This is a genomic window from Streptomyces sp. YIM 121038 (assembly GCF_006088715.1).
GTDB lineage: Bacteria > Actinomycetota > Actinomycetes > Streptomycetales > Streptomycetaceae > Streptomyces.
In genome coordinates, this window is sequence record NZ_CP030772.1 from 1 (window position 1) to 18,756 (window position 18,756).

An 18,756-nucleotide genomic window follows, 5' to 3' on the forward strand; every position below is an offset into this window, starting at 1 on the left:
TGTTGGTGACGTTCTCGTACTGGCCCCATTGTGGCCAGGTCGACCACCGCGTCATTCACCCACGCGTCGTCCAGGGCCGCGTCGTTGCCGGTGCTCCAGGCGTCGACGATGCGGTCCCAGTGGCGGACGTTGAGGGTACGGAACTGCACGACCCGCTGGTGGGGGCGGCTGACACGGGACTGGTTCAGGGGGTGGAACTCCACCCGAGTACCGCGGCCTTCACGATTGAGACGACTGGTCAGGTACCGGGCCACGTTACGGCGGCGCACCGTGCGGTAGGCCGTCTCGATGTGCTGCAGGTTCTGCTTGGAGGGGCTGCGCTGGCCGGCCAGCCAGGCCTTCAGGGTGCGGTCGGTGACGGTGAGGCCGGCCGCACGGGCCGCTTCACGGGCGTGGGGGGTGCGGGTGAGGTAGTGCAGACGGGCCATCAGACCACGGCGCGCGGTAATGGGCGTGGCGATGAATCCAGCGAGCCGGTCGAGCTGCCGGGCAACAGCCTCGTGGCCCTTGACGCCATGGGCACCGTACTTACCGAACTCCATCGTCCTTTCCGGCACTTTCCCCTCCTCCCATCACCATAATCGCTTGGTTACACACTACCGCAATTCCCGCTACTCCGCAGTGAGTTGACGGCCATTTCACAGGCTTTTCATCGCCGGAATTTCGAGGTGGTGATTGGGGTGTGTGTTCGACTGCTCGCTCGGGCGAGGAGGGATGTCCCGCATCCGGCAGACAGCGCCGGGCGTGGCGGTCTAGGTTGTCACAAAAGGAAGTTGGTTGGGTGTTCGGCTGATCCGCGGGCACCCCTGCAGAGCATCTCCGGGAGCTGATCGTGAAGGTGGATGCGGCCGTCCGGTCGGAGGCCGAGCTCGCGGCGTTCTACGACCACCAGGACGACGCCGTCGCCGCCATCATGCGGGTCTACACCCCCTCCCCCAGGGCGCGGCGTCCGCGGTTCCGGGCCCAGCTGCACATGGCGCCCGGGCTGGGCAAGACGTGGGTGGCCGCGCGGATCGCGGGCCTGGTCGCGGCGCGGGGGTCGTTGCTGATGGTGGTGCCCACACGGGCGCTCCTCGAGCAGACCTACCAGGTGCTGCGCGCGGCCGGACGCGGCGGGCCGGTGATCGCGGTGTACGCGCCGCGGGACGCCGCGCTGGCCGGTGAGCCGGGGGTGCGGGTGACGACGGACCCGCGGGTGGTGGCGTGGCACGCGAACGCCTTCGCCGCCCAGGGCGGCCGGTTCACGGTGCTGGCGACGTACGCGAGCGTGGAGAACTCACTGATTGCCGGGCACCGGCTGAGTGTGGAGCGGGACGGGGCGCGGCCGCTGCCGGAATGGGACCTGCTGGTGTGCGACGAGTCCCACCACACCGAGACCTCGCGGGTGTGGGGGCGGATCAACGAGCAGCACCTCGTGCCCGCGTGGCACCGGTTGTCGATGACGGCGACACCGCGGCTGCTGGGGGCGGTGCACTGGGATGAGCAGGGGCGGCTTCGGGCGAGTGATCCGGTGGTGCGGCTCTCAGAGCGCAGGCACGGCCCCGTCGCCTACCGGCTGGGGCTTCGGGAGGCACAGCGGCGCGGGAAGCTCGCGCACAGCCCCGTGGTGGCCGCCGAGGTCGACGAGGCGCGTCTGCGCGAGCTCGTCGCGGCGCGGGGACGGGCTGACGCGGGAGTGCGGGCGGAACTGCTCACCGCGTCGCTGGGGGCCGTGCTGCGGGCCGCAGGGCGGGTGGGGTGCCGGCGGCTGCTGACCTACCACTCCACTGTGGCTGGAGCACGCGCGGCCGCGGCCTCGCTGGCGCAGCTGGCGCGGGTGCTGCATGGGCAGGGGACGTCGGCGCCGCGGCGGGTGTGGGCCGCAGCCCTGCATGAGGGCACCCCGGCCAGGGAGCGGCAGCGGGCCTTGGCGGCGCTGGCGGCGGGCACAGATCTCCGGGGGCGGCCGGTGGACCTGGCGGTCGTGTGTTCCGTGCGGCTGCTGAGTGAAGGCGTGGATGTCCCGGCCGTCGACGCCGTCGCCCTCGTGGACCCGCGCGCGGCGCAGGGCGACCTCCTGCAGATCGCCGGACGCGCCGTGCGCTACGACCACGGGAACCCGGACAAGGTCGCCTCCATCATCGTGCCCGTCCTCCACCTCGCCCAGGCCGCTGACGACACGCTGGTCGGGCCGGACTGGGTGCCGGTGATCAACATGCTGCGCGCACTGGAGTCCTACGAACCCGACCACACCGACCGCGCAGACGAGGAGCCGGAGGGGCCGCAGGAAGCCGTACGGCGGCTGGAGCGTGCCGGGCGCAGCAGCAGCCGCGGCCCCCACCGCGTGCAGCCGGCCACGGAGGCGCGTGAGCGGGCCGAGGAACGCGCGCGCGAGCTCCAGCAGATGCTGGAGCTCACCCGGCAGCGCTCAGCGGCCGTGGTCGCGGACTGGCTGAAGATCACCGTGCTGTCCGACCCCGTCACCGCCGACACCGAACGCCTCATGCGCGCCGTCACCGCCTACCACCAGCGCACCGGGCACCTGCGGGTGCCGGTGGACTGGCAGGAATCCCTCCCCGTCGACTACAGCCGCATCCCCCTGCTCGAGAAGGAGAGCGAGGAGCAGCAGGAGCTGGCGGAGGGGCTCGGGGAGGATCTGGTGCCCGAGCTCGCGCAGGAGCCGCAGGTCGTGGTGCGGCTGGGGTGGGAGCTGGAGCGGGTACGGCGGCAGTGGCGCCGCGACCGCGACGACCTGCGCACCCTGGTCGCAGAGCTCGGGCCCGAGGAAGGCCTGGAGGTCTGGCGCGCGCGGCCGCGGCGGATGCCCGCGGACCTGGCTGCCCTGCTCGGCGAGTACGGGTTCGTGTGGGAACCCCGGGCCTCAGCACGGCAGCTCCTGGTCGAGGCAGCGCGGGAGTACGCGGACCGGTACGGACACCTCCTGCCCGGCATCGAGGAGACCATCAGCATCGATGGGCAGGAAGTACGCATCGGGAGACTGCTGAGCGAATGCCGCAGACCCTCCTGGGGCGCCCGGGACGAGGAGCAGGACGTTGCCCGCGTGCTGGAGAAGCTCGGCGTGTGGCGGGTGCGGGACGGCGCACCCTGGAACGCTGGGTGGGAACGCAAGCTCGTCCTCCTGGAAGCCTTCCACGCCCAGGGCGGGCGCCGCGGCGAACTCCTCACCGGACAGCGGGTCTTCCGCGGGGACGATCTCGGCAAGTGGCTGTGCGACCAGCACCGACGGTGGCCCCGGCTGGCAGAGGAGCAGCGCCAGGTGCTCCTGGAGCTGCGGATGGGGCCAGCCACGGGCGACAGGCGGGTCAAGACTGCGGGCGCGGCCCGCGTGCCACGCAGCCGCACGGAGCGGCTGATGGAAATCGTCACCGCCGCCCGCCAACACCTCGAGGAGATCGGCCCGCTCGTCGGCGAAGACGGCCGGCACTGTGTTCACGACACCTACCGGCCCCGCGTTAACGGCATCGAGGTACAGCTGCGGCGACGCCTCAACGCAGTGCGCTCCCGCTTCCCCACCTATCCCCCGCAGCAGCAGGCGCTGTTCGCAGGTCTCGGCCTGCCCTGGGCGGAGACGGCCCACGACAGCGCGCAGGAGCAGCTGGGCGGCCCGGTACCGGGGCATGCCCCGGACGGATCTGGAGGCACGATAGGGGTGTGAAATGGGATACGAGCGTCGAAGTCCGCGTCGAAGCGGGCTGGCAGGCAGTGCATGCTGAGGGACGGGTGCGGGGCGAGCTGCTGGAAGCGGCTTACGAGGAACCCCGCCTGCGGCGGCTGTTTCCCTGGACTGGGATGGGAGAGCTGCACTTCAGCCGCTGTACCGAACCACGGTGGACCTGGGACATCCCTTACATTCGGCCCGCCGCTGGCGGCACCTACCGGGTCTCCGGCCCGCTACGGAGCCAGACGGTAGGCCCGGCAGCCACAGCGCGGGAGGCCATCGCCATGGTGATCCAGCACCTCCCGTCAGGCTGCGGCCCCGCTTTCCTCGGCACCCCCGAGGAACTCGCAGCTCATGAAGCCGCAACACAGAAGCAGCAGACACACGAAGGCTGAAGAATCGGGCACGCGGCCGTGTGCCGGAATCTGACCGGCCAGGCCGGGAGCAAGCCGGCTGCGGCGACGTCATGAAGTTCCGTGTCCGTGGAGCAGCTGCTGCATCGGGGCGTGAGGGGTCGGCGGTCCCTTGTGCCAGTCAGTCCTGCTTGAGGGGGAGAATGAAGGGAAGGAATGCCAGGTGGATTTCCCGCTCGGCATCGTCGTTGGCTCGAATCACGAAGTCGTAGCGGCCGTCGGACGGCCGGGCATCAAGGGTCCGCTTGTGGTTCGGGTGCTCTTCGATCTTCTGGATCGCTTTGCGGATCGTGCTCGTCGCGTCTCCCCGTCGGATGAAGAGCAGCAGGGCGCCCTTTGAATCGCGCCACACGTGATACTTCAAGAGTTGGGTGAGTGCATCACCGACGACTTTAGGGCCGTCCCAGATTTTGCACTCCCCAATGAAGACATTGCGGTCTTCCACACGGACCAGGATGTCCGTCTTGCCGTCCCCGTTGAACAGCTCGCCCCCGCTTGCTCCCATGAACGTGCTGTTCAAGCTGACCAAGAGCAGGTTCCTGATGTCTTCCTCGCCCAGTTTGGCGATGGTTCCAGGGGTCCGCTCGAGAGCGTTACGGGAGTGCGTAATGACGCGAATTGCCTCTTCGTAGTCCTTCTCCAGGAGTTCCCATTCGGGCTGGAACGGCTGCGCGGCTACGGGATGGCGCCGGGGCATCACCTGCCGACGGCTGACGGGAACGGAGAACGCTGGCGGCCCGTCATGCTGCCGCACAGGGATCCCGAGAGCAGCTTCGAGCTCCCGATCGGCGAGGATCTTGCGCTTCCTGAGCGACACCCGCTCGGACACCGTCTTCCTCAGGAATTCGTTGTGGCCCGCGATCTCGGAACGTGCGCTGTCCAGGTTCTTCTCGATGATGTCGAGTTCATCATTGATCTTGTGCAGGACGACGGCGGGGTCAGAGGTCTTCCCACGCCAGATCACCTCGATCTCTGAGCCCACGATCTTCGCGGTCTGTCCGCTCAGCAACGACGTGTAGGCACCCGGGCGGTATCTCATCAGGTCCAGGTCGCCCTCGCAGGGCACCAAGAAGGTGATCTCAGTCTGCCGGATCTCCCGGCGCCCCATGAAATCGTCAACGGTCGAGATGTGGTCGCTCGAGGGCAGTCGCTGCATCCGGTCCCGATGCACCACGGGAGCCTGTGCTCCGTACTCATCGATCAAGTGCTCAATGATGTCGGTCTCGGGCGACGCCAACAGATCATCCGCGTCCCAGGCGTTGATCGCTTTCATGGCCTTGTCCAGGCGACCTGCAAGAAGTTGCCGGAGACTGCCTTTACCGAATGGCCCACTGTGCTCACGCATGCCCCCATTGTGAACACCACCACTGACAATCGGTACGAGGGCAGCGGTACGCAGGATGCGTACGGCTTCGTCGGCAGGGCGGGCCGCCGAGTCCTGGACGCAGCCGCCAGCACCAGAGGACCGAAGCCGTCGCGGTGACAGCCCCGGGCCCGCTGTGCACTTCTACGCGAGCGCCCTGCCCAACGAGTGCCCTGCACCCTGGTCATGAGCCGGGGTGCCGGCGGAACACGGTCAGGCACAGGCCACACAGCACGGGTCCTTGCTCATAGAAGAACGGTGTGACCTGCTGGCGGCGGGGCGGGACGCATTCACAGGCGATCGCGAAGCGGGTACCGGACCGGGCGGTGCGCGGGGCTTCGACCATCTGGACGGCGGCTTGGAGCTGGACGGCGGCCGCGGCGTCGAGTGCGGTGATGACGTCGGTCCACCGGGCGGCCTCGGTGTCGGTGAGGATGCTGTGGGCCCTGCCGACAAAGGGGTCCGAGCGGCGGGGCGGCAGCAGACCCACCTCCCGGGCCAGGTACGCGCTTGTTGTGCCAGCGTCGGTCGCCGCCGCTGACATCGGTGATCCCCCGGTTCAGGGCCAGCCCGTGGGCGGCATGGTGCAGCAGCCCTTCCAGCATCAGACGCACTCCGTGGCTCAAGGTGGCGGCTGCGACCTGCAGTTCCATGACCAGGCGGCCGTCGCGGACGAAGCGGCGGCCTGTGCGCAGCGTGGTGCACCTGGTGGGATCGTGCTTGCTGGCGGTGGGCGGGGTGGTGACACAGATGTCCGGCACGGCCGGGTGGCGGGCGCGGATTTCCTTCCACACGGTCTCGATCGCGCTGATGATGACCGCGCCGTGGGCGACCGGTGCGGTGCTGGGCCGGACCGGCTCCAGACGGGCAGTGGCTTGGGCGGTGGGGGGCGGGCTGGTCACGGCGTGGTGCCTTCCGAGGTGGGTGGGATCCGCGGGCCCGCGATTGCAGGGCTCGGGGGAGGTTGTATCGGGTGTGAGGCCTGGTAGGCGTTGGGGGCGCGGGCGCGGCGGGGGCGGGGGTGTTGTCGGGGGGCTGGGGGGGTCCATCTCGTCCAGGCCGTCCAGGACCGGCAGTACCAGGTGGTGGCGGACCACAGCGAACGTCCGCAACGCCCGCTGATGACCCCTCTATGTCGTTTCTTTTGGATCATCTGGTCGCGATGATCCGACGTGCCCCGTCTGCTGGAGGTGCCCGCCGGGGCGGGTGTTTTGCCCCGGCGGTGGTGAGCCGTCCTGATCAGGGGTTGTCGCCGTCCGGCGGCGGGGGCGCGGACTGCTGGATACGTTCGCGCTCGACATCAGCGTTGATCTTCGTGCGGCGGGTCTCGCCGCGCTGCTCAAGGTGCGTCTTGACCATGGTTCCGGTCTGGCGCACCGTCTCGACGCCCACGGCGCCGGTGGCCATCGCCTCGTAGCAGGCGGAGCCGACCAGCGATTCGTTGAGTGCGGGATCGTAAGGATGGCCCGGGGTGGGCCCATTCGTCGTCATGACCTCATGTTCTGGGCCCGGCGCCTCACCGAGCCAGCATCTGCGGCCGAACGGGTGGGTGTACCGGAGGGCTGGAGGGTGCAGTGCCCGTGTTCAGCCCCAGGGGTGGCCTGACAGATTTAGCCGAACGGGCTCCCCGGGCCGTGCCGGGGCGATAGACCGGACATGACGAACAGTCAAGCACCGGGACGCCCGCAGGGAGGGAGCACCACATGACACGTGCTGCAGAGGGTCGCGGAGTGGAGGGGAGTCAAGACGGTTCGATGACCGAGACCGAGTCGATCTTCACGCTGCCGTACACCGCCGACATCACCCGCGCCGACGTCGATGCATTGGACGCCTTCATGACCGCCCGGCTGCACGAGCTGCGCCTGGCGCACCGCAACGACCCCGAGGTCTGCCGGGTAACCCACGGCCTGGGGGCCGCGATCAATCGGCAGCTGTTCGAGCTGCGCCGCGACTTCGCCGACGACGGCACCGCCGAGGCGCTGGAGGCCCGGATGGGGCACTGGAACGAGCTCTGCCGGCTCACCGCGGGCTGGCGGGACACCGAGGGATATGACGTCGACCGCTGGCAGCAAGTCGCTTTCCGCGAAGCCCGGCAGGCTGCCGAGGCAAAGAACCACAGCGACTGGTGGGAGGCCCAGCAGGCGGCGGATGCGGTGGTGGCGGACGAGCGCGCCCGGCGGGCCCACCCATGACCGCGGACCGGCCGGTGTGCCTGCTGCGCTACGCCGACGAGCTGACCTGGGCCGACGTCGAGGCGGTCCACGACTACCTCATGGATGGGGTCCGCCCGCTGGCCTACGACGGCCCGTCCGGCAACGCACAGAGGACCGCCCTCGGCTTCGCCACCGCGCTCACCCACCTGGCCGCCGCCCTGCACCACGACCTCCTCTACCGGCAGAGCGCCGGGCCTGCCGTCGAGGCCGAGCGGCTGCGCCGGGTGCGCGCCACCTGGAACAGCGTGTGGCACCTGGCCGCTCCGTGGCGCGGCGCCGAGGGCTACGACGCCCGGCGCTGGCTCCAGCTCACCTATCTCACCCGCCACGACGAGAAGGAGCACACCGCCCGATGAGCATCCTGCAGGCCACCGCCGACGCCGCGGCCACGCCCGAGACAAGGGAGCATGTGACGGGCGCTCAGCCCGGCGGCCGTCAGCGGACTCGGGAGGCGAATGGATGGCGTTGCTAGCCGCGCTCGGCGACGGCGGCCAGCGCATCACCGTCCACGTCGCCGACCAGGACGGCGCCGCACTCGTCATGGCGCTCTCCCACCAGGACGGGCCCGGCCCAAGCGGCGAGGCGTTCCTGGAGGAGATCGCTGCGCTGGGGGTGCTTTCCTGCGGGGCCGACACCGGACGCGACGAGCCGGGCAACCGGCTCTGGGCTCTGCTGGAGCTGTAGGCCAGGCTCGTAGAGGTCGTCTCACAGGTAGCGGATGTATTCCAGCTGGTCGCTGGCGAGCCACTGGGCTCCGTCCGGGCCGCCCGGCCCCTGCCGTTGGTGGAGTCGGTTGCGTCATCCCAGCGAAATCGGGCCGATCGGACCGCCGGCCACCGAGTCCCGGCAGGCGAGGCAACCGGCGTCGGCGCAGTGGGTGACGCCCTGATCGGAGATCATGGCGTCGACCGCGGCGGCAAGGGTCTCCTTCGCTGGGTAGACGCTCCACAGGCACCCGCCCACCCGGGCAGTGCGTGCCAGCGGCTGCAGCCAGGGTCCCAAGCGTGGGAATCCCTCTGAGCACGAGCCTGTCTCCACCATGATCACTCGGTCGTCTGCTGTGCGCGCCCAGCGGATGGGCAGCTGTCGGCCGGAATCCTGTTCGGCCAGGTGGAGCGCGGTCATCCGGTTCAGTCCGACACCCACCAGAAGGATGGAGCCGTTGGTGTCTGCAAGGGCACGCACGGGTCCATACACATTGGTCGGGGTCTGAGTGTCGACGAGTTCGGCGGCTTGTGGCCCGATGGCTGCGAAGGAATTGAGCGGGTGCTGGCCGCGCCTCGCCGCGCCTCGGGCGAGCAGTCGGGTCGGCAGTACGCCCATGCCTGGGTTGATGACGCCGCAGTCGACGGTGTAGTGGGCGGCTGCCTCGGGTCTGGCCGCCGCCTCGTCGGGCAGAGCCGCGTAGTCGATGCCGTTGCGGGCCGGGCGCATCGTAATTGGTGGAATGACGCCGAACTGCGGTTCGGTGAACGACGGGACCAACACGGTGCAGCCGCGGGAGAGCAAGGCGTCCAGTACAGCGTCCGCTCCGCCCTCGATGGGCTCGCCGAAGGACCGAAGCGATGCATGGATCATGACCGGCCGTTGCGCCAGTGCCAGTTCGTCGATGGTTGCGACGAGTTGTTCGGCAGTGATCACCATGATGCCGCGTTCCCTTCTGTCCGGTGCTCCGCGTGATCTGAGTGGTGAGTTGTGAAGTGTTCTCAGGCGACGTGGCGTGCGTCGGCGACTTGACCGTGCTCGAGCTGCTGGAGTGCCGAAAGGGTCGCCAGTGTGTCGGGGTGGGGCTCTCCGAGCACCCGGCGCCGGGCCCTCAGGACCTTCTCGTACTCCGCCGCCGCCTCGTTCCAACGACTTTGCAGGGTCAGGACCCAGGCCAGTTCGTGGTGGGCGGACAGGGTGTGGTGGTGCTCGTCGCTGAGTATCCGCAGGCGCGCGTCCAGCAGTTGCCGGTACATCACCTCCGCTTCGGTAGACCTACCGCGCCTGGCCATAATCCACGCCAACTCGTGGATTGTCGTCAGTGTGTGCGGATGTTCCTCGCCGAGTACCTGTCGCCGGGTCCGCAGGACGGGCTGCAGCTCGGCCTCGGCCTCCTCCAGCCGCCCCTGGTTCGCCAGCGCCCAGCCGAGTTCGTGACCGGTGTACAGAGTGGCGATGTGCTCCTCACCGAGTGTCCTTTGGAGAGCGGGCAGGACACTCCGGTAGCCGCTCTCCGCCTCTGCCCAGCGTTTTTGGGCGGCGGCGACCCAGGCCAGCTCGTGGCGGGTGACCAGCGTGTCGGGATGATCCTCGCCGAGTATCCGCCGACGTGCCAGGTACACCAGTCGGTACATGCCCTCCGCTTGGTCGTGGCCGCCCATGGTGGCCGTCTCCCACGCAAGCTGGTGCTGGAGTTGGAGGATCAGAGGGTGATCCTCACCGAGGCTGGACGCGTGGTCCAACGCAGCACGGCACAAGCTTTCGCCGACACTGATGGCTCCACTCTGGTCGAGGGCGCAAGCTGTGGTGCAGGCGGCTGAGATCAGCGCTGCGAGGGGCTCATGCACCAAGTGCAGGGCAACAGTGCCGAACAGGGCATGCAGATGCGCACCGATCAACTGGAAGCGTCGCCAGTCGGCGGGCGCGTACGGACTCAGACCGGACAGGGCCGAGGTGATGAGATCGACGGCGACTCGCCGAACGCGATCCGCGTCCGGCTCGCCCGGGCGCGCGACGCCCGACGCCAGGTGAATACGGTTGCTGTCAGCCACCACCGGGTGGATGACGATCGCAGTCTGCGGACCGGATATCCGCGCTTCGATCAGGCCCAGCCTGCTCAGGCCGCGCAGCGCCGTCTCTAGTTGGTCTGCGTCGCTCTCGTCCCCCTCACCGGCATGGCCAGCGGCTGGCGGCCGAAGCAGGCACGCGAGGTAGCGTACGTCGAGCAGGTCCAGCGGTATCGAGGTTGCGGCGGCCCAGCAGGAGAGCAGGCGGAGCAGGGGACGCGCGTGCGGCACTCCGCATCGCGCCAGATCGTCCAGGGAGATTTCCCACGTCCGCGTCACCATGGCGCGAGACTCCGCCTGAGGGTCGTCCAGTAGCGGCGCCCTCCCAGCGCTGTCGAGTGCGTGGTGGTAGGCGGTGAAGGTTCGCCACCGCGCAACGGCGGAGTCCAGATATGTTCCGGCGAGATACAGCGCCAGTGGCAGGCCGCCCAGCCGCTGGGCCAGCAGCCGCGCTCCGGCCTCGTCTCCCGCCTGGGGGGCCAGGTCGAGCAACACCCGGACGCTGGCGTCCTCATCCACCGGACCTATGGGACGCACCTTGGCGTGCCGCCCCCACGTTCGCGGGTCGCAGTCCCGGCTTGTCACCACGGTCAGTCCGCACGGGGACGGACGTATCCAGCCGGTTCCGTCACTCACCGCTGATCCGCCTCCCGCGACGGAACGCCTCCATCCGCCCCGCCATCTCGACATACCCCCGGCAAGCACCGCAGGATCGTCAGCGTTATCGAAGATCAACAGCCATCCGGGCGCTGTCTGCTCCAGCAGCGACCAGAACCGGTCAGGGGCGTCCGGCGCCCCTGATGCCACAGCATGCAGGTCGGCGGGGGTGGCATCCAGCTGCCGGGCGACCGTGACCAGCCCGGCCGTGAGACTCAACTCATCCGCGGCCGAAATCCACCACACCCGCCTGCCCCGACGGCGCACCCTCCTTCCGCGGAGAGCACGCTCGGCCAGCGCCACCGCCACCGTCGACTTGCCGACACCACCAAGCCCGACAAGCACAATGGTTGCCGCCGGGGGCCTGCGCAACCACTCCTGCAACTGTCCCAGCACCAGGTCGCGGCCGCGCGTCTCGACCGGCAACCGCCCAGTGGGCGGCACCACCGACGCCCCCAGCACCGACGGCGTCCGCGGCACCGGGTCCTGACGGTTGTCCACCGGCTGGACCCGTAACTGGATCCACGTCATACCTAACCCGGCACACGTCCCCAACGTGCCCGCCGCCGTCCACACCAGGCTCGCGTCCACCAGTCCCCCCGGAATAGAGCGCCTAGGGCTCCGTGACACAGACTTCCAGCCGTGCTCTGCGCATAAACCAGCGCAATGACGCAGCCGTGGAACACAGGGAGGCGCTCCACGGCAGTCCGCGGGACGAAGTACGCACCACACACAGGTCGAAGATGCGTGAAGGCCTTGATGCGGCTCCGCGAAGCCAGCCTCCGCGGCAACAGGCGCCTACGCGTACCTGTGGACTGGCACGAAACCCTCCCCCTCGGCTACACCCGCGTCCCTCTGTTCAAGAAGAAGGACAAGGAGCAGCAGAAGGTGGCGGAGGAACACGAGCAGGATCAGGTGCCCGAGCTCGCGGGAAGGCAGGAGCTGGCGCAGGAACAGAAGCCCGAGTCCGACCTGGACCGGGCCGCAGGACAGGGTCAGGAGCAGGTGGAAATGCAGGACCGGGAGCGGGCCGAGGGACAGGCAGGGGGGGCGGGGGCGAAAGTCGACGGAGAAGCAGGAGCGGGCTGTGGGGCTAGGGGTCGTGGTGGTCCGGCTGGAGCGGGTGCGGCGGCAGTGGCGCCGCACCCGCGACGCCCTGCGCACCCTGACCGCCGAGCTCGGCCCCGAGGAAGGGCTAGAGGTCTGGCATGGGCGGCCGCGGCGGGTGCCCGCGGACCTGTCCGCCCTGTTTGGCGAATACGGGTGCATGGGAAAGCCGCAGGCGTCGGCCCGGCAACTGCTGCTGGAGGCGGCTCGGTTGCACGCATAGCCATATGGGCACCGCCTGCCCGGCATCGAGGAGACCATCAGCGCCGACGGGCAGGACGTGCGGATAGGGAGACTGCTGAGCGAGTGCCGCCGACCCGCTTACGGTGCGCGGGAGCAGGAACGCGACGTGGTCCGCGCGCTGGAGGAGCTCGGCGTGTGGCGGGTACAGGACGGAGCACCCTGGAACGCCGCCTTCGAGCGCAAACTCGTCCTGCTGGAAGCCTTCTACAAAGAGGGCGGGCGCCGCGGCGAACTCCTCACCGGACAGCGGATCTTCCGCGGCGATGATCTCGGCAAGTGGCTGTGCGACCAGCACCGCAGGTGGCCCCGGCTGGCAGAGGAGCAGCGCGCGGCGCTCCTGGAGCTGCGGATCGGACCGGCCACAGGCGACCGGCGGGTCAAGACCGCGGGCGCGGCGCGTGTGCCGCGCTCGCGTACCGAGCGGCTGATGGAGATCGTCACCGCTGCCCGTCAGTATCTGGAGGACGTCGGGCCGCTGGTCGGCGAGGACGGCAGGACTTGCGTCCACGACACCTACCGGCCCCGCATCAACGGCATCGAGGTGCAGCTGCGGCGGCGGCTGAACGCGGTGCGCTCCCGCTTCCACACCTACCCCCCACAACAGTAAGCCCTCTTCCACGGCCTTGGCCTGCCCTGGACACAGACCGCAGACCACGGCACGCGGGAGCAGGCACAGCAGCGGGAAGACGGCAGGCAGTGACGGTGTCCACAGGGCGTGAGCCACGTTGTGTGGGGTGTGGCCGAAGAACCTGACGCCAGCGCCTCCACACCACACGCCAACGACAGGCCCGACTCACCGGTGAGCAGCTCCAGCAACTCGCCGACCTCGGACTCCACTGGGCAGCAGATGGACAACGGGCATATAGCTGAAGGGGAGCCTGTCATCCCGTACTTGATCAGATGCTTTGTCCGTGCCATGCCTGGTAGACGGCGATGGCAGTCGTGACGGCAGTCGCCACGACGGGTGTCCACAACCGTACGGTCCTGGCCCAGTTTCGGTTCCTGCGCCGCCCCTCGGACCATGTCTTGTGGTGTGCTGATTTCTTGCCGTGCATCTGTCTCTCCCGTTGGTCCCGTCCCCGATGTCTTGTTGGGACCAGCGTGTGTCTGCAGCATTCCCACAGTCACGGGAGTGTCCGACCGGGGGCACGGGAGGAGCGGGTCATGGCACTGCTCCGAGACCTGCGGTGCGCGCCATGGTGATGAGCTGCGCGCGGTCGGTGGCGCCGAGTTTGGCTTTGATGTCGGTCACAGCGTTCTCGACCCGCTTGGTGCTGATGCCTAGGCGGGCCGCGGCGCTGGCGGTGGTCTGCTTCGGGGTAGCGATGATGTTGAGGATCTCCCTTTCCCTGGAGGTCAGTTGGGGGAAGGCGGCTTCGCGTCGGGCTGTGCGCAGGTCATCGAACCAGGGGCGCATGCGGGCCGTGTCGGAGAGGTTGAAGATCCACGCGCCGGCGGCGACGTCGCGCACCGCGCGGATGATCTGTGTGACGTCTCCGGCCTTCATGAGGAAGCCCGAGGCGCCGGCTCGCATCGCGGCCATGACGTTGGGGTCTGCCTCGTACTCGGAGTGGACGAGAACCTTGGTTCCGGGGCGGGCTTTTTGGATTTCCTGGGTCGCCCACAGTCCGCTGCCGTTGGGCATTCGTACGTCCATGACGACGACGTCGGGACGGAGCTTGATGGTCTGCTCCACGGCTTCGTGGCCGTCGCTGGCTTCGGCGACGACGGTGATGCCGGGATCGGATTCCAGCAGTACGCGCAGTCCGTACCGGGTGAAGGCGTGGTCGTCGGCGATGACGACACGAATGTCCTGGTCCGTCATGTGATCCCGCCCTTCACTGTCTGTTTGCTGTGTTGTGTTTCTGCGCCGGGCAGGGAAGGCGGCAGGCGCGTGACGACTTCGGTGCCTTGGCCGGCACGCGGATGGATCTGGCAGGTTCCGCCGATCTCGGCGGCACGTTCGCGCATGGACCCCATCCCCACCCCGGGCCGGAAGCGGTCGGGAAGTCCCCTGCCGTCGTCCGCGACGGTCAGCACGAGAGCACCGCCCAGTTCGACGGTCACCCAGCAGTTATCGGCGTGGGCGTGCCGGAGGACGTTGGCGACCGCCTCGGCCACGATCCAGTAGGCCGCTTCCTCGGTTGCCGCGGGCAGCCGCGGGATCTCGTCGGGCAGTGCGGGGTGCACGGTCAGCGGCACGCGCTCGAGATAGATCAGAACGGCTTCACGCAGCCCCAGCTGATCGACCGGTGAGCGCAAGCCCGTGGAGATCCGGCGCAGGTCTTCGGTTCCTTGGCGCATATGGACCAGGGCGGTGGTCAGCAGTCCGTGCGTGGCGTCGAGGTCGGTGTGCAGCTTGGTGAGGGCCGCTTGGAGGGTCCAGGTGGCTCCGGTGAGCACGGGGCCAACCCTGTCGTGGAGGTCTCTGGCCAGTCGGCGGCGTTCTTCGGCCGCCGCGGCGACCGCGTGCTCTTGCGCGCTCAGCAGGGCCAGCGACAGCCGCACGGCTGATGCGGCCTGCGCGACGTGCCGGGCCACGTCCCGCAGCAGGCGAAGATCCGCCGCCGAGAAGCGCTCGTCCAAGGGGCGGAGCCCGACCATCAGGAGGCCGATCTCTTCGCTCTGATGTACCAGGGGTAGTTTCAGCGGTTCCCGGACCTCGGTGCCGTGGGTGGCTACGCGCATCCGGTCGATGCCCGTCGCCGAAGTGCTGTCCAGTTCGATGGCCACGTAGGGCAGACGCAGAGCTTCGGCCACGGTCGCAGCAGCTTCGGGCAGGATCTTCTTCGGATCGCTCGTTGCTTCCATACGGCGGCCGAGCAGGGCCAGTGCCGTATAAGGGTCATCCCTCAGGCCATAGACGAGCCGGCTCACCGAGCGCTGGAGCAGCGTGCGCAGGGGCTGCAGCACCACGGCCACCACGCCCGTCGCGAGCAACGGAGCCACCCCGGAGGCCGAACGTTGCAGCAGCAGCCCGAATGCGCTGACGATGCCGATGTAGAGGCCGACGACACCGGCGGTCAGTCCGGCGTAGATGAGCGTGCTGCTGAGCATCCGGTCGATGTCGAACAGGTTGTGGCGCAAGATCGCGATAGTGATGGCCGTGCCGAGGAGTACCGGCGCCAGATCAACAGCAATCGTTCCGGCAGGGTTGTCTCCCACCAGGATCTGTATCGCCACCAGGAGGATGGTCATCATGGTGGCCCAGGCCACCCAGTTCAGCTGCCGGCGCAGAAGCCCGGTGGAGTTCCGATACCGAAACAGCAACGAGGAAACCGACACCAGAAAGGGGACAAGGATCGCAAATACCGACACGAGGCCCACGTGGGTCACGCTGAACAGCAGTGCTGCGATGCCCACCGGGTTGGAGACCGAGGGAAAGTACCCGAACCCCAGCGGCCCCGGAGCGAAAGCCCCGATGGACACGCTGATGAGCCCGCAGACACTCACGTACCGGGCGGCGAACCGCCAGCGCACAGACGACAGATGGCCGTTGGGGAAGAGCAGGAAGAGGAACATCAGCGGGAAGATGAAGAGCACGAAGCCCCAGCTGCTGATCCAGGCAGCCAGCACGCCGCCCGACAGCTCCCGCGGCACCGCATAGAGCCCATAGGAATGGCTCAGGAGGTCGAGGGACGCACCGAATCCGGCGGCCAGCAGCAGCCACCCCGCGGGATTGCATGGTCGGCGGGTCGCCGCCAGCAGCCCAAGCGTTGCGAAAATCAGACCGGTCGGGGATTCCGCGGCGATCAGCCACCACGGGTGATATTCCGGGCGTGGCGTTGCACGCGACAGGACTGCGAAGACGCCATTCGCAGTTGCGGTGGCCATCGCAGCGATACACAGGCCCCAGGCTGTTCGCTTCGTCGCCAAACGTGACAGCCAGCCCAGTATGCGGGGAGTCGCCGTGTGCGCCGTGTGAGCTCCCGTGAGCTCGTTCATGGCTCACCTCCAGCACGGTCACTGTCGCGGTGGCGTGGTCCCGGCTGCAAGGGACTCGCCTCCCGGGTTGCCGGGAGCTGTGCGCCGGGCAGGCTGCGGGGAAGACGTGCGATGTACGCGCGGCCGCCGCCGGAGCGGGCACGGAACTCGCACATGCCCCCGATCGCGATGGCACATTCCCGTATCGAGGCCAGCCCTTCGCTCGGCCGAGCGGCTCCGGGCGGTCCCTGGCCGTCGTCGGCAACGGTCAATGTGAGGTGCCCGTCGCTCAGTTCCAGGCTCACCCAGCAGCATGCGGCGCGAGCGTGCCGGAGCACATCGGTTACCGCCTCGGTCAGGATTCGGTACACCGCCTCCTCGACCGCCGCAGGCATCGGGGGGAGCAGGTCGGGCATGTCGGTGTGCACGGTCACGGGGACGCGGTCGAGGTAAGCCAGAACGGCCTCACGCAGCCCCAGCTGATCGACGGGTGAGCGCAGCCCCAGCGCGATCCAGCGCAGGTCGTCGGAGCCCTGCCGGATATGGACCAGTGCCCCGGTCACGAGGTCAGCGGCCCTGCTGGGGTCGGTGTGCACTGCCGCGCAGGCCGTCTCTACGGCCGAGGCGGCATGGCTGAGCACCGGTCCGACACTGTCGTGGAGGTCCCGGGCCAGGTGCCTGCGCTCCTCGGCCCGTGCAGTCACCGCCCGCTCCTGCTCCTGCAGCAGGGCCAGCGACAGCCGTACCCCCGCTGCCGCCTGCGCGAGGTGGCGGGCCACGTCCGCGAGCAGACGCAGGTCCGCGCCCGAGAAGCCGTCCTCGGCCGCTCTCGCCGCGACCGCTAGCGTGCCGATCTCCTCGCCTTGATGGACCAGCGCGAGCCGCAGCGCCACGGGGCGCTCGGCTCCGTGTACCGCGAGGCGGCCTCCTGCGGCGCCGTATGCCGCCGCACGCTTCACTTCGACGGCTACGTAGGGCAGGCGCAGGGCCTTGGCGATGGTCGCGACGGCCTCGGGCAGCAGCTGGCGGGGGGCGAGCACCGTCTCCAGGCGGCGGTCGAGGCCGGCCAGTACCGCGTACGGATCCTCCCTCAGCCCGTAGACCAGACGATTGACCACGCGCTGCAGCAGCGCACGCAAGGGCTGGAGGACGACCGCCACGACACCGGTCGCCAGCAGGGGAGCCTTCGCGGTGATGAAACGCTGCGACATCAGTGCGAACAGGCTCACGGCGCCGATGTAGAGTCCGGCCACACCCGCGGTCATCCCCAGGTACAGCAACGACCGGCTCAACAGGCGGTCGATATCGAAGAGGTTGTGGCGGACGATCGCGATCGCGATGGACACGCTGAACGTCACGAGGATCAGATCGATAGCGACGCTGATCCAGGGGTCCTGGAGCAGCACCGCCCCCGCCAGCATGACCAGGCTCGCCAGCGCCGCGAACGCCACCCATTTGAACTGCTGCCGGGACTTTGCATTCGTGCGGCGGTAGCGGGCCAGGAGTGAGAGGGCGCAGAGCACGAAGGGGCCGGCCACCTGCACCGACGACAGCAAGGCTTCGTATGGGACGTAGAACGCCTCCAGCGGCAAGAGGCCGAGCGGGTTGCGTACGTTCGGGAAGTAGTCACGGTCAATCGTTCCCAGCAAAAGGGCAACGGACAGTGGGACCCATACTCCGCACACACCCGTGTACCAGGTGACGATCCGCCATCGGCCGGACGGCAGCGCGCCATCAGGGAAGCACAGCAGCAGGAAATAGAGCGGAAAGAAGTGCAGAGCAAAGGCCCAGTTGGACACCCACGCCGCCAGGATGCCTGCGGGAAGGTCCCGCCCAATTGCATACACAGCGTAGGCGTGCCCCAGCGCGTCGAGCGCGCCCCCGAACCCGGACACCAGCAGCAACCACCCGATCCGGTTCCCAGGGCGACGCCGGGCCACCACGAAGCCCGGGTAGGCGTAGGCGACGAGCGGCACGGGCTCCGCCACGGCGAGTAACCACGGGTCCCAGTCGGGCCGGGGGTCCCCTCGGGTCGGCACGACGCACACCAGGGTGAGGATCCCCATGCCCGCCGTAAGAATCCATAACACCCACGCGGCCCGCAGCCTGACCAGCCGGCCCCGCGCACCCCCCGTGCCCGGGGCCGGCTCCTGTACCAGTCCTGCCGATTCGTTCACGGCCCACCCCGCCACGTCACCCGCACAAGAGACCCAGCCCCTACAAGGCAGGTGCTCTAGTCACGTGACGAACCTCCCAGAACCACGCTCTTCAAGACAACGCAGAGAGACGCAAGTACGAAAAAAGCCATCCCGCCGCGCATTCTCGGGCCCCGAAGACCGCGAGCCGAGGAGCACCCTCCAGCGACCGCAGGTGTGTTCCTCAGCCGCTCAAGGCGCCGGTCTCCCCT

The 18,756-nt window shown here is 68.8% G+C and carries 15 protein-coding genes and 1 pseudogene; 7 read left to right on the forward strand and 9 right to left on the reverse strand.

Going from position 1 to position 18,756, the window contains the following annotated elements; translation table 11 throughout:
- Positions 1-557 (reverse strand): annotated as a pseudogene (locus tag C9F11_RS42750) (transcriptional regulator); the annotation flags it as partial.
- Between the two features lie 275 nt (positions 558-832).
- On the opposite strand from C9F11_RS42750, the gene C9F11_RS42755 reads away from it, so the two are divergent.
- Both C9F11_RS42755 and C9F11_RS49165 read left to right on the forward strand, forming a co-directional pair.
- Positions 833-3,655, forward strand: coding sequence for a DEAD/DEAH box helicase family protein (locus C9F11_RS42755; protein ID WP_138957273.1), 2,823 nt, complete (start codon positions 833-835; stop codon positions 3,653-3,655).
- Positions 3,652-4,053 carry a DUF6193 family natural product biosynthesis protein gene (locus C9F11_RS49165; protein ID WP_269078063.1) on the forward strand — a complete coding sequence of 134 codons (402 nt, stop codon included), beginning with the start codon at positions 3,652-3,654 and terminating at the stop codon, positions 4,051-4,053. The genes C9F11_RS42755 and C9F11_RS49165 overlap by 4 nt, the downstream gene beginning before the upstream one ends.
- Positions 4,054-4,192: 139 nt before the next feature.
- On the opposite strand, the gene C9F11_RS42765 is transcribed toward C9F11_RS49165, so the two are convergent.
- The 3 genes from C9F11_RS42765 to C9F11_RS42775 all read right to left on the reverse strand — a co-directional run bounded on the left by C9F11_RS42765 (position 4,193) and on the right by C9F11_RS42775 (position 6,925).
- Positions 4,193-5,416 (reverse strand): hypothetical protein, encoded by a 1,224-nt coding sequence (locus tag C9F11_RS42765; RefSeq protein WP_138957274.1) that lies wholly within the window; start codon positions 5,414-5,416, stop codon positions 4,193-4,195.
- Between the two features lie 202 nt (positions 5,417-5,618).
- On the reverse strand, positions 5,619-5,978 hold the full coding sequence (locus C9F11_RS49170; RefSeq protein WP_249401518.1) for a hypothetical protein: 360 nt from the start codon (positions 5,976-5,978) through the stop codon (positions 5,619-5,621).
- A 695-nt stretch (positions 5,979-6,673) separates the two neighbouring features.
- Positions 6,674-6,925 carry a hypothetical protein gene (locus C9F11_RS42775; RefSeq protein WP_138957275.1) on the reverse strand — a complete coding sequence of 84 codons (252 nt, stop codon included), beginning with the start codon at positions 6,923-6,925 and terminating at the stop codon, positions 6,674-6,676.
- A 263-nt stretch (positions 6,926-7,188) separates the two neighbouring features.
- Here C9F11_RS42775 and C9F11_RS42780 point away from each other — a divergent pair, with 263 nt between their 5' ends.
- The 3 genes from C9F11_RS42780 to C9F11_RS42790 all read left to right on the forward strand — a co-directional run bounded on the left by C9F11_RS42780 (position 7,189) and on the right by C9F11_RS42790 (position 8,331).
- Positions 7,189-7,626 (forward strand): hypothetical protein, encoded by a 438-nt coding sequence (locus C9F11_RS42780; protein WP_138957276.1) that lies wholly within the window; start codon positions 7,189-7,191, stop codon positions 7,624-7,626.
- Positions 7,623-8,003: a hypothetical protein gene (locus tag C9F11_RS42785; RefSeq protein WP_138957277.1), complete on the forward strand. Its 381-nt coding sequence runs from the start codon at positions 7,623-7,625 to the stop codon at positions 8,001-8,003. Before C9F11_RS42780 ends, C9F11_RS42785 begins: the two co-directional genes overlap by 4 nt.
- A 103-nt stretch (positions 8,004-8,106) precedes the next feature.
- Positions 8,107-8,331 (forward strand): hypothetical protein, encoded by a 225-nt coding sequence (locus C9F11_RS42790; RefSeq protein WP_138957278.1) that lies wholly within the window; start codon positions 8,107-8,109, stop codon positions 8,329-8,331.
- 114 nt (positions 8,332-8,445) lie between these two features.
- Here C9F11_RS42790 and C9F11_RS42795 read toward each other — a convergent pair whose 3' ends face one another.
- Both C9F11_RS42795 and C9F11_RS42800 read right to left on the reverse strand, forming a co-directional pair.
- The gene (locus C9F11_RS42795) at positions 8,446-9,291 is read right to left on the reverse strand and encodes an AAC(3) family N-acetyltransferase (RefSeq protein WP_138957279.1); all 846 of its coding nucleotides are present in this window, start codon (positions 9,289-9,291) and stop codon (positions 8,446-8,448) included.
- A 62-nt stretch (positions 9,292-9,353) separates the two neighbouring features.
- Complete coding sequence (locus tag C9F11_RS42800) at positions 9,354-11,606, reverse strand: tetratricopeptide repeat protein (RefSeq protein WP_138957280.1); 2,253 nt, start codon at positions 11,604-11,606, stop codon at positions 9,354-9,356.
- Positions 11,607-12,162: 556 nt separating this feature from the next.
- On the opposite strand from C9F11_RS42800, the gene C9F11_RS42805 reads away from it, so the two are divergent.
- Positions 12,163-12,405 carry a hypothetical protein gene (locus C9F11_RS42805; protein WP_138957281.1) on the forward strand — a complete coding sequence of 81 codons (243 nt, stop codon included), beginning with the start codon at positions 12,163-12,165 and terminating at the stop codon, positions 12,403-12,405.
- Positions 12,406-12,531: 126 nt separating this feature from the next.
- A complete protein-coding gene (locus tag C9F11_RS42810; RefSeq protein WP_138957282.1) occupies positions 12,532-13,032 on the forward strand; it encodes a hypothetical protein in 501 nt (166 codons plus the stop codon).
- 555 nt (positions 13,033-13,587) lie between these two features.
- Here C9F11_RS42810 and C9F11_RS42815 read toward each other — a convergent pair.
- From C9F11_RS42815 to C9F11_RS42825, 3 genes are read right to left on the reverse strand one after another with little or no spacing between them, the layout of a single operon-like run.
- Positions 13,588-14,250, reverse strand: coding sequence for a response regulator transcription factor (locus C9F11_RS42815; RefSeq protein ID WP_138957283.1), 663 nt, complete (start codon positions 14,248-14,250; stop codon positions 13,588-13,590).
- Positions 14,247-16,370: a GAF domain-containing sensor histidine kinase gene (locus C9F11_RS42820; protein WP_138957284.1), complete on the reverse strand. Its 2,124-nt coding sequence runs from the start codon at positions 16,368-16,370 to the stop codon at positions 14,247-14,249. Before C9F11_RS42820 ends, C9F11_RS42815 begins: the two co-directional genes overlap by 4 nt.
- Positions 16,367-18,415 carry a histidine kinase gene (locus tag C9F11_RS42825; protein ID WP_138957285.1) on the reverse strand — a complete coding sequence of 683 codons (2,049 nt, stop codon included), beginning with the start codon at positions 18,413-18,415 and terminating at the stop codon, positions 16,367-16,369. Before C9F11_RS42825 ends, C9F11_RS42820 begins: the two co-directional genes overlap by 4 nt.
- Positions 18,416-18,756 lie beyond the last annotated feature (341 nt).

Coding starts and splice junctions, on each gene's coding strand:
- C9F11_RS42820 (WP_138957284.1), bottom strand. CDS start 16,370: ATGAACGAGCTCACGGGAGCTCACACGGCGCACACGGCGACTCCCCGC.
- C9F11_RS42790 (WP_138957278.1), top strand. CDS start 8,107: ATGGCGTTGCTAGCCGCGCTCGGCGACGGCGGCCAGCGCATCACCGTC.
- C9F11_RS42775 (WP_138957275.1), bottom strand. CDS start 6,925: ATGACGACGAATGGGCCCACCCCGGGCCATCCTTACGATCCCGCACTC.
- C9F11_RS42800 (WP_138957280.1), bottom strand. CDS start 11,606: ATGACGTGGATCCAGTTACGGGTCCAGCCGGTGGACAACCGTCAGGAC.
- C9F11_RS42795 (WP_138957279.1), bottom strand. CDS start 9,291: ATGGTGATCACTGCCGAACAACTCGTCGCAACCATCGACGAACTGGCA.
- C9F11_RS42765 (WP_138957274.1), bottom strand. CDS start 5,416: ATGCGTGAGCACAGTGGGCCATTCGGTAAAGGCAGTCTCCGGCAACTT.
- C9F11_RS42780 (WP_138957276.1), top strand. CDS start 7,189: ATGACCGAGACCGAGTCGATCTTCACGCTGCCGTACACCGCCGACATC.
- C9F11_RS49170 (WP_249401518.1), bottom strand. CDS start 5,978: ATGTCAGCGGCGGCGACCGACGCTGGCACAACAAGCGCGTACCTGGCC.
- C9F11_RS42815 (WP_138957283.1), bottom strand. CDS start 14,250: ATGACGGACCAGGACATTCGTGTCGTCATCGCCGACGACCACGCCTTC.
- C9F11_RS42825 (WP_138957285.1), bottom strand. CDS start 18,415: ATGGGGATCCTCACCCTGGTGTGCGTCGTGCCGACCCGAGGGGACCCC.
- C9F11_RS42785 (WP_138957277.1), top strand. CDS start 7,623: ATGACCGCGGACCGGCCGGTGTGCCTGCTGCGCTACGCCGACGAGCTG.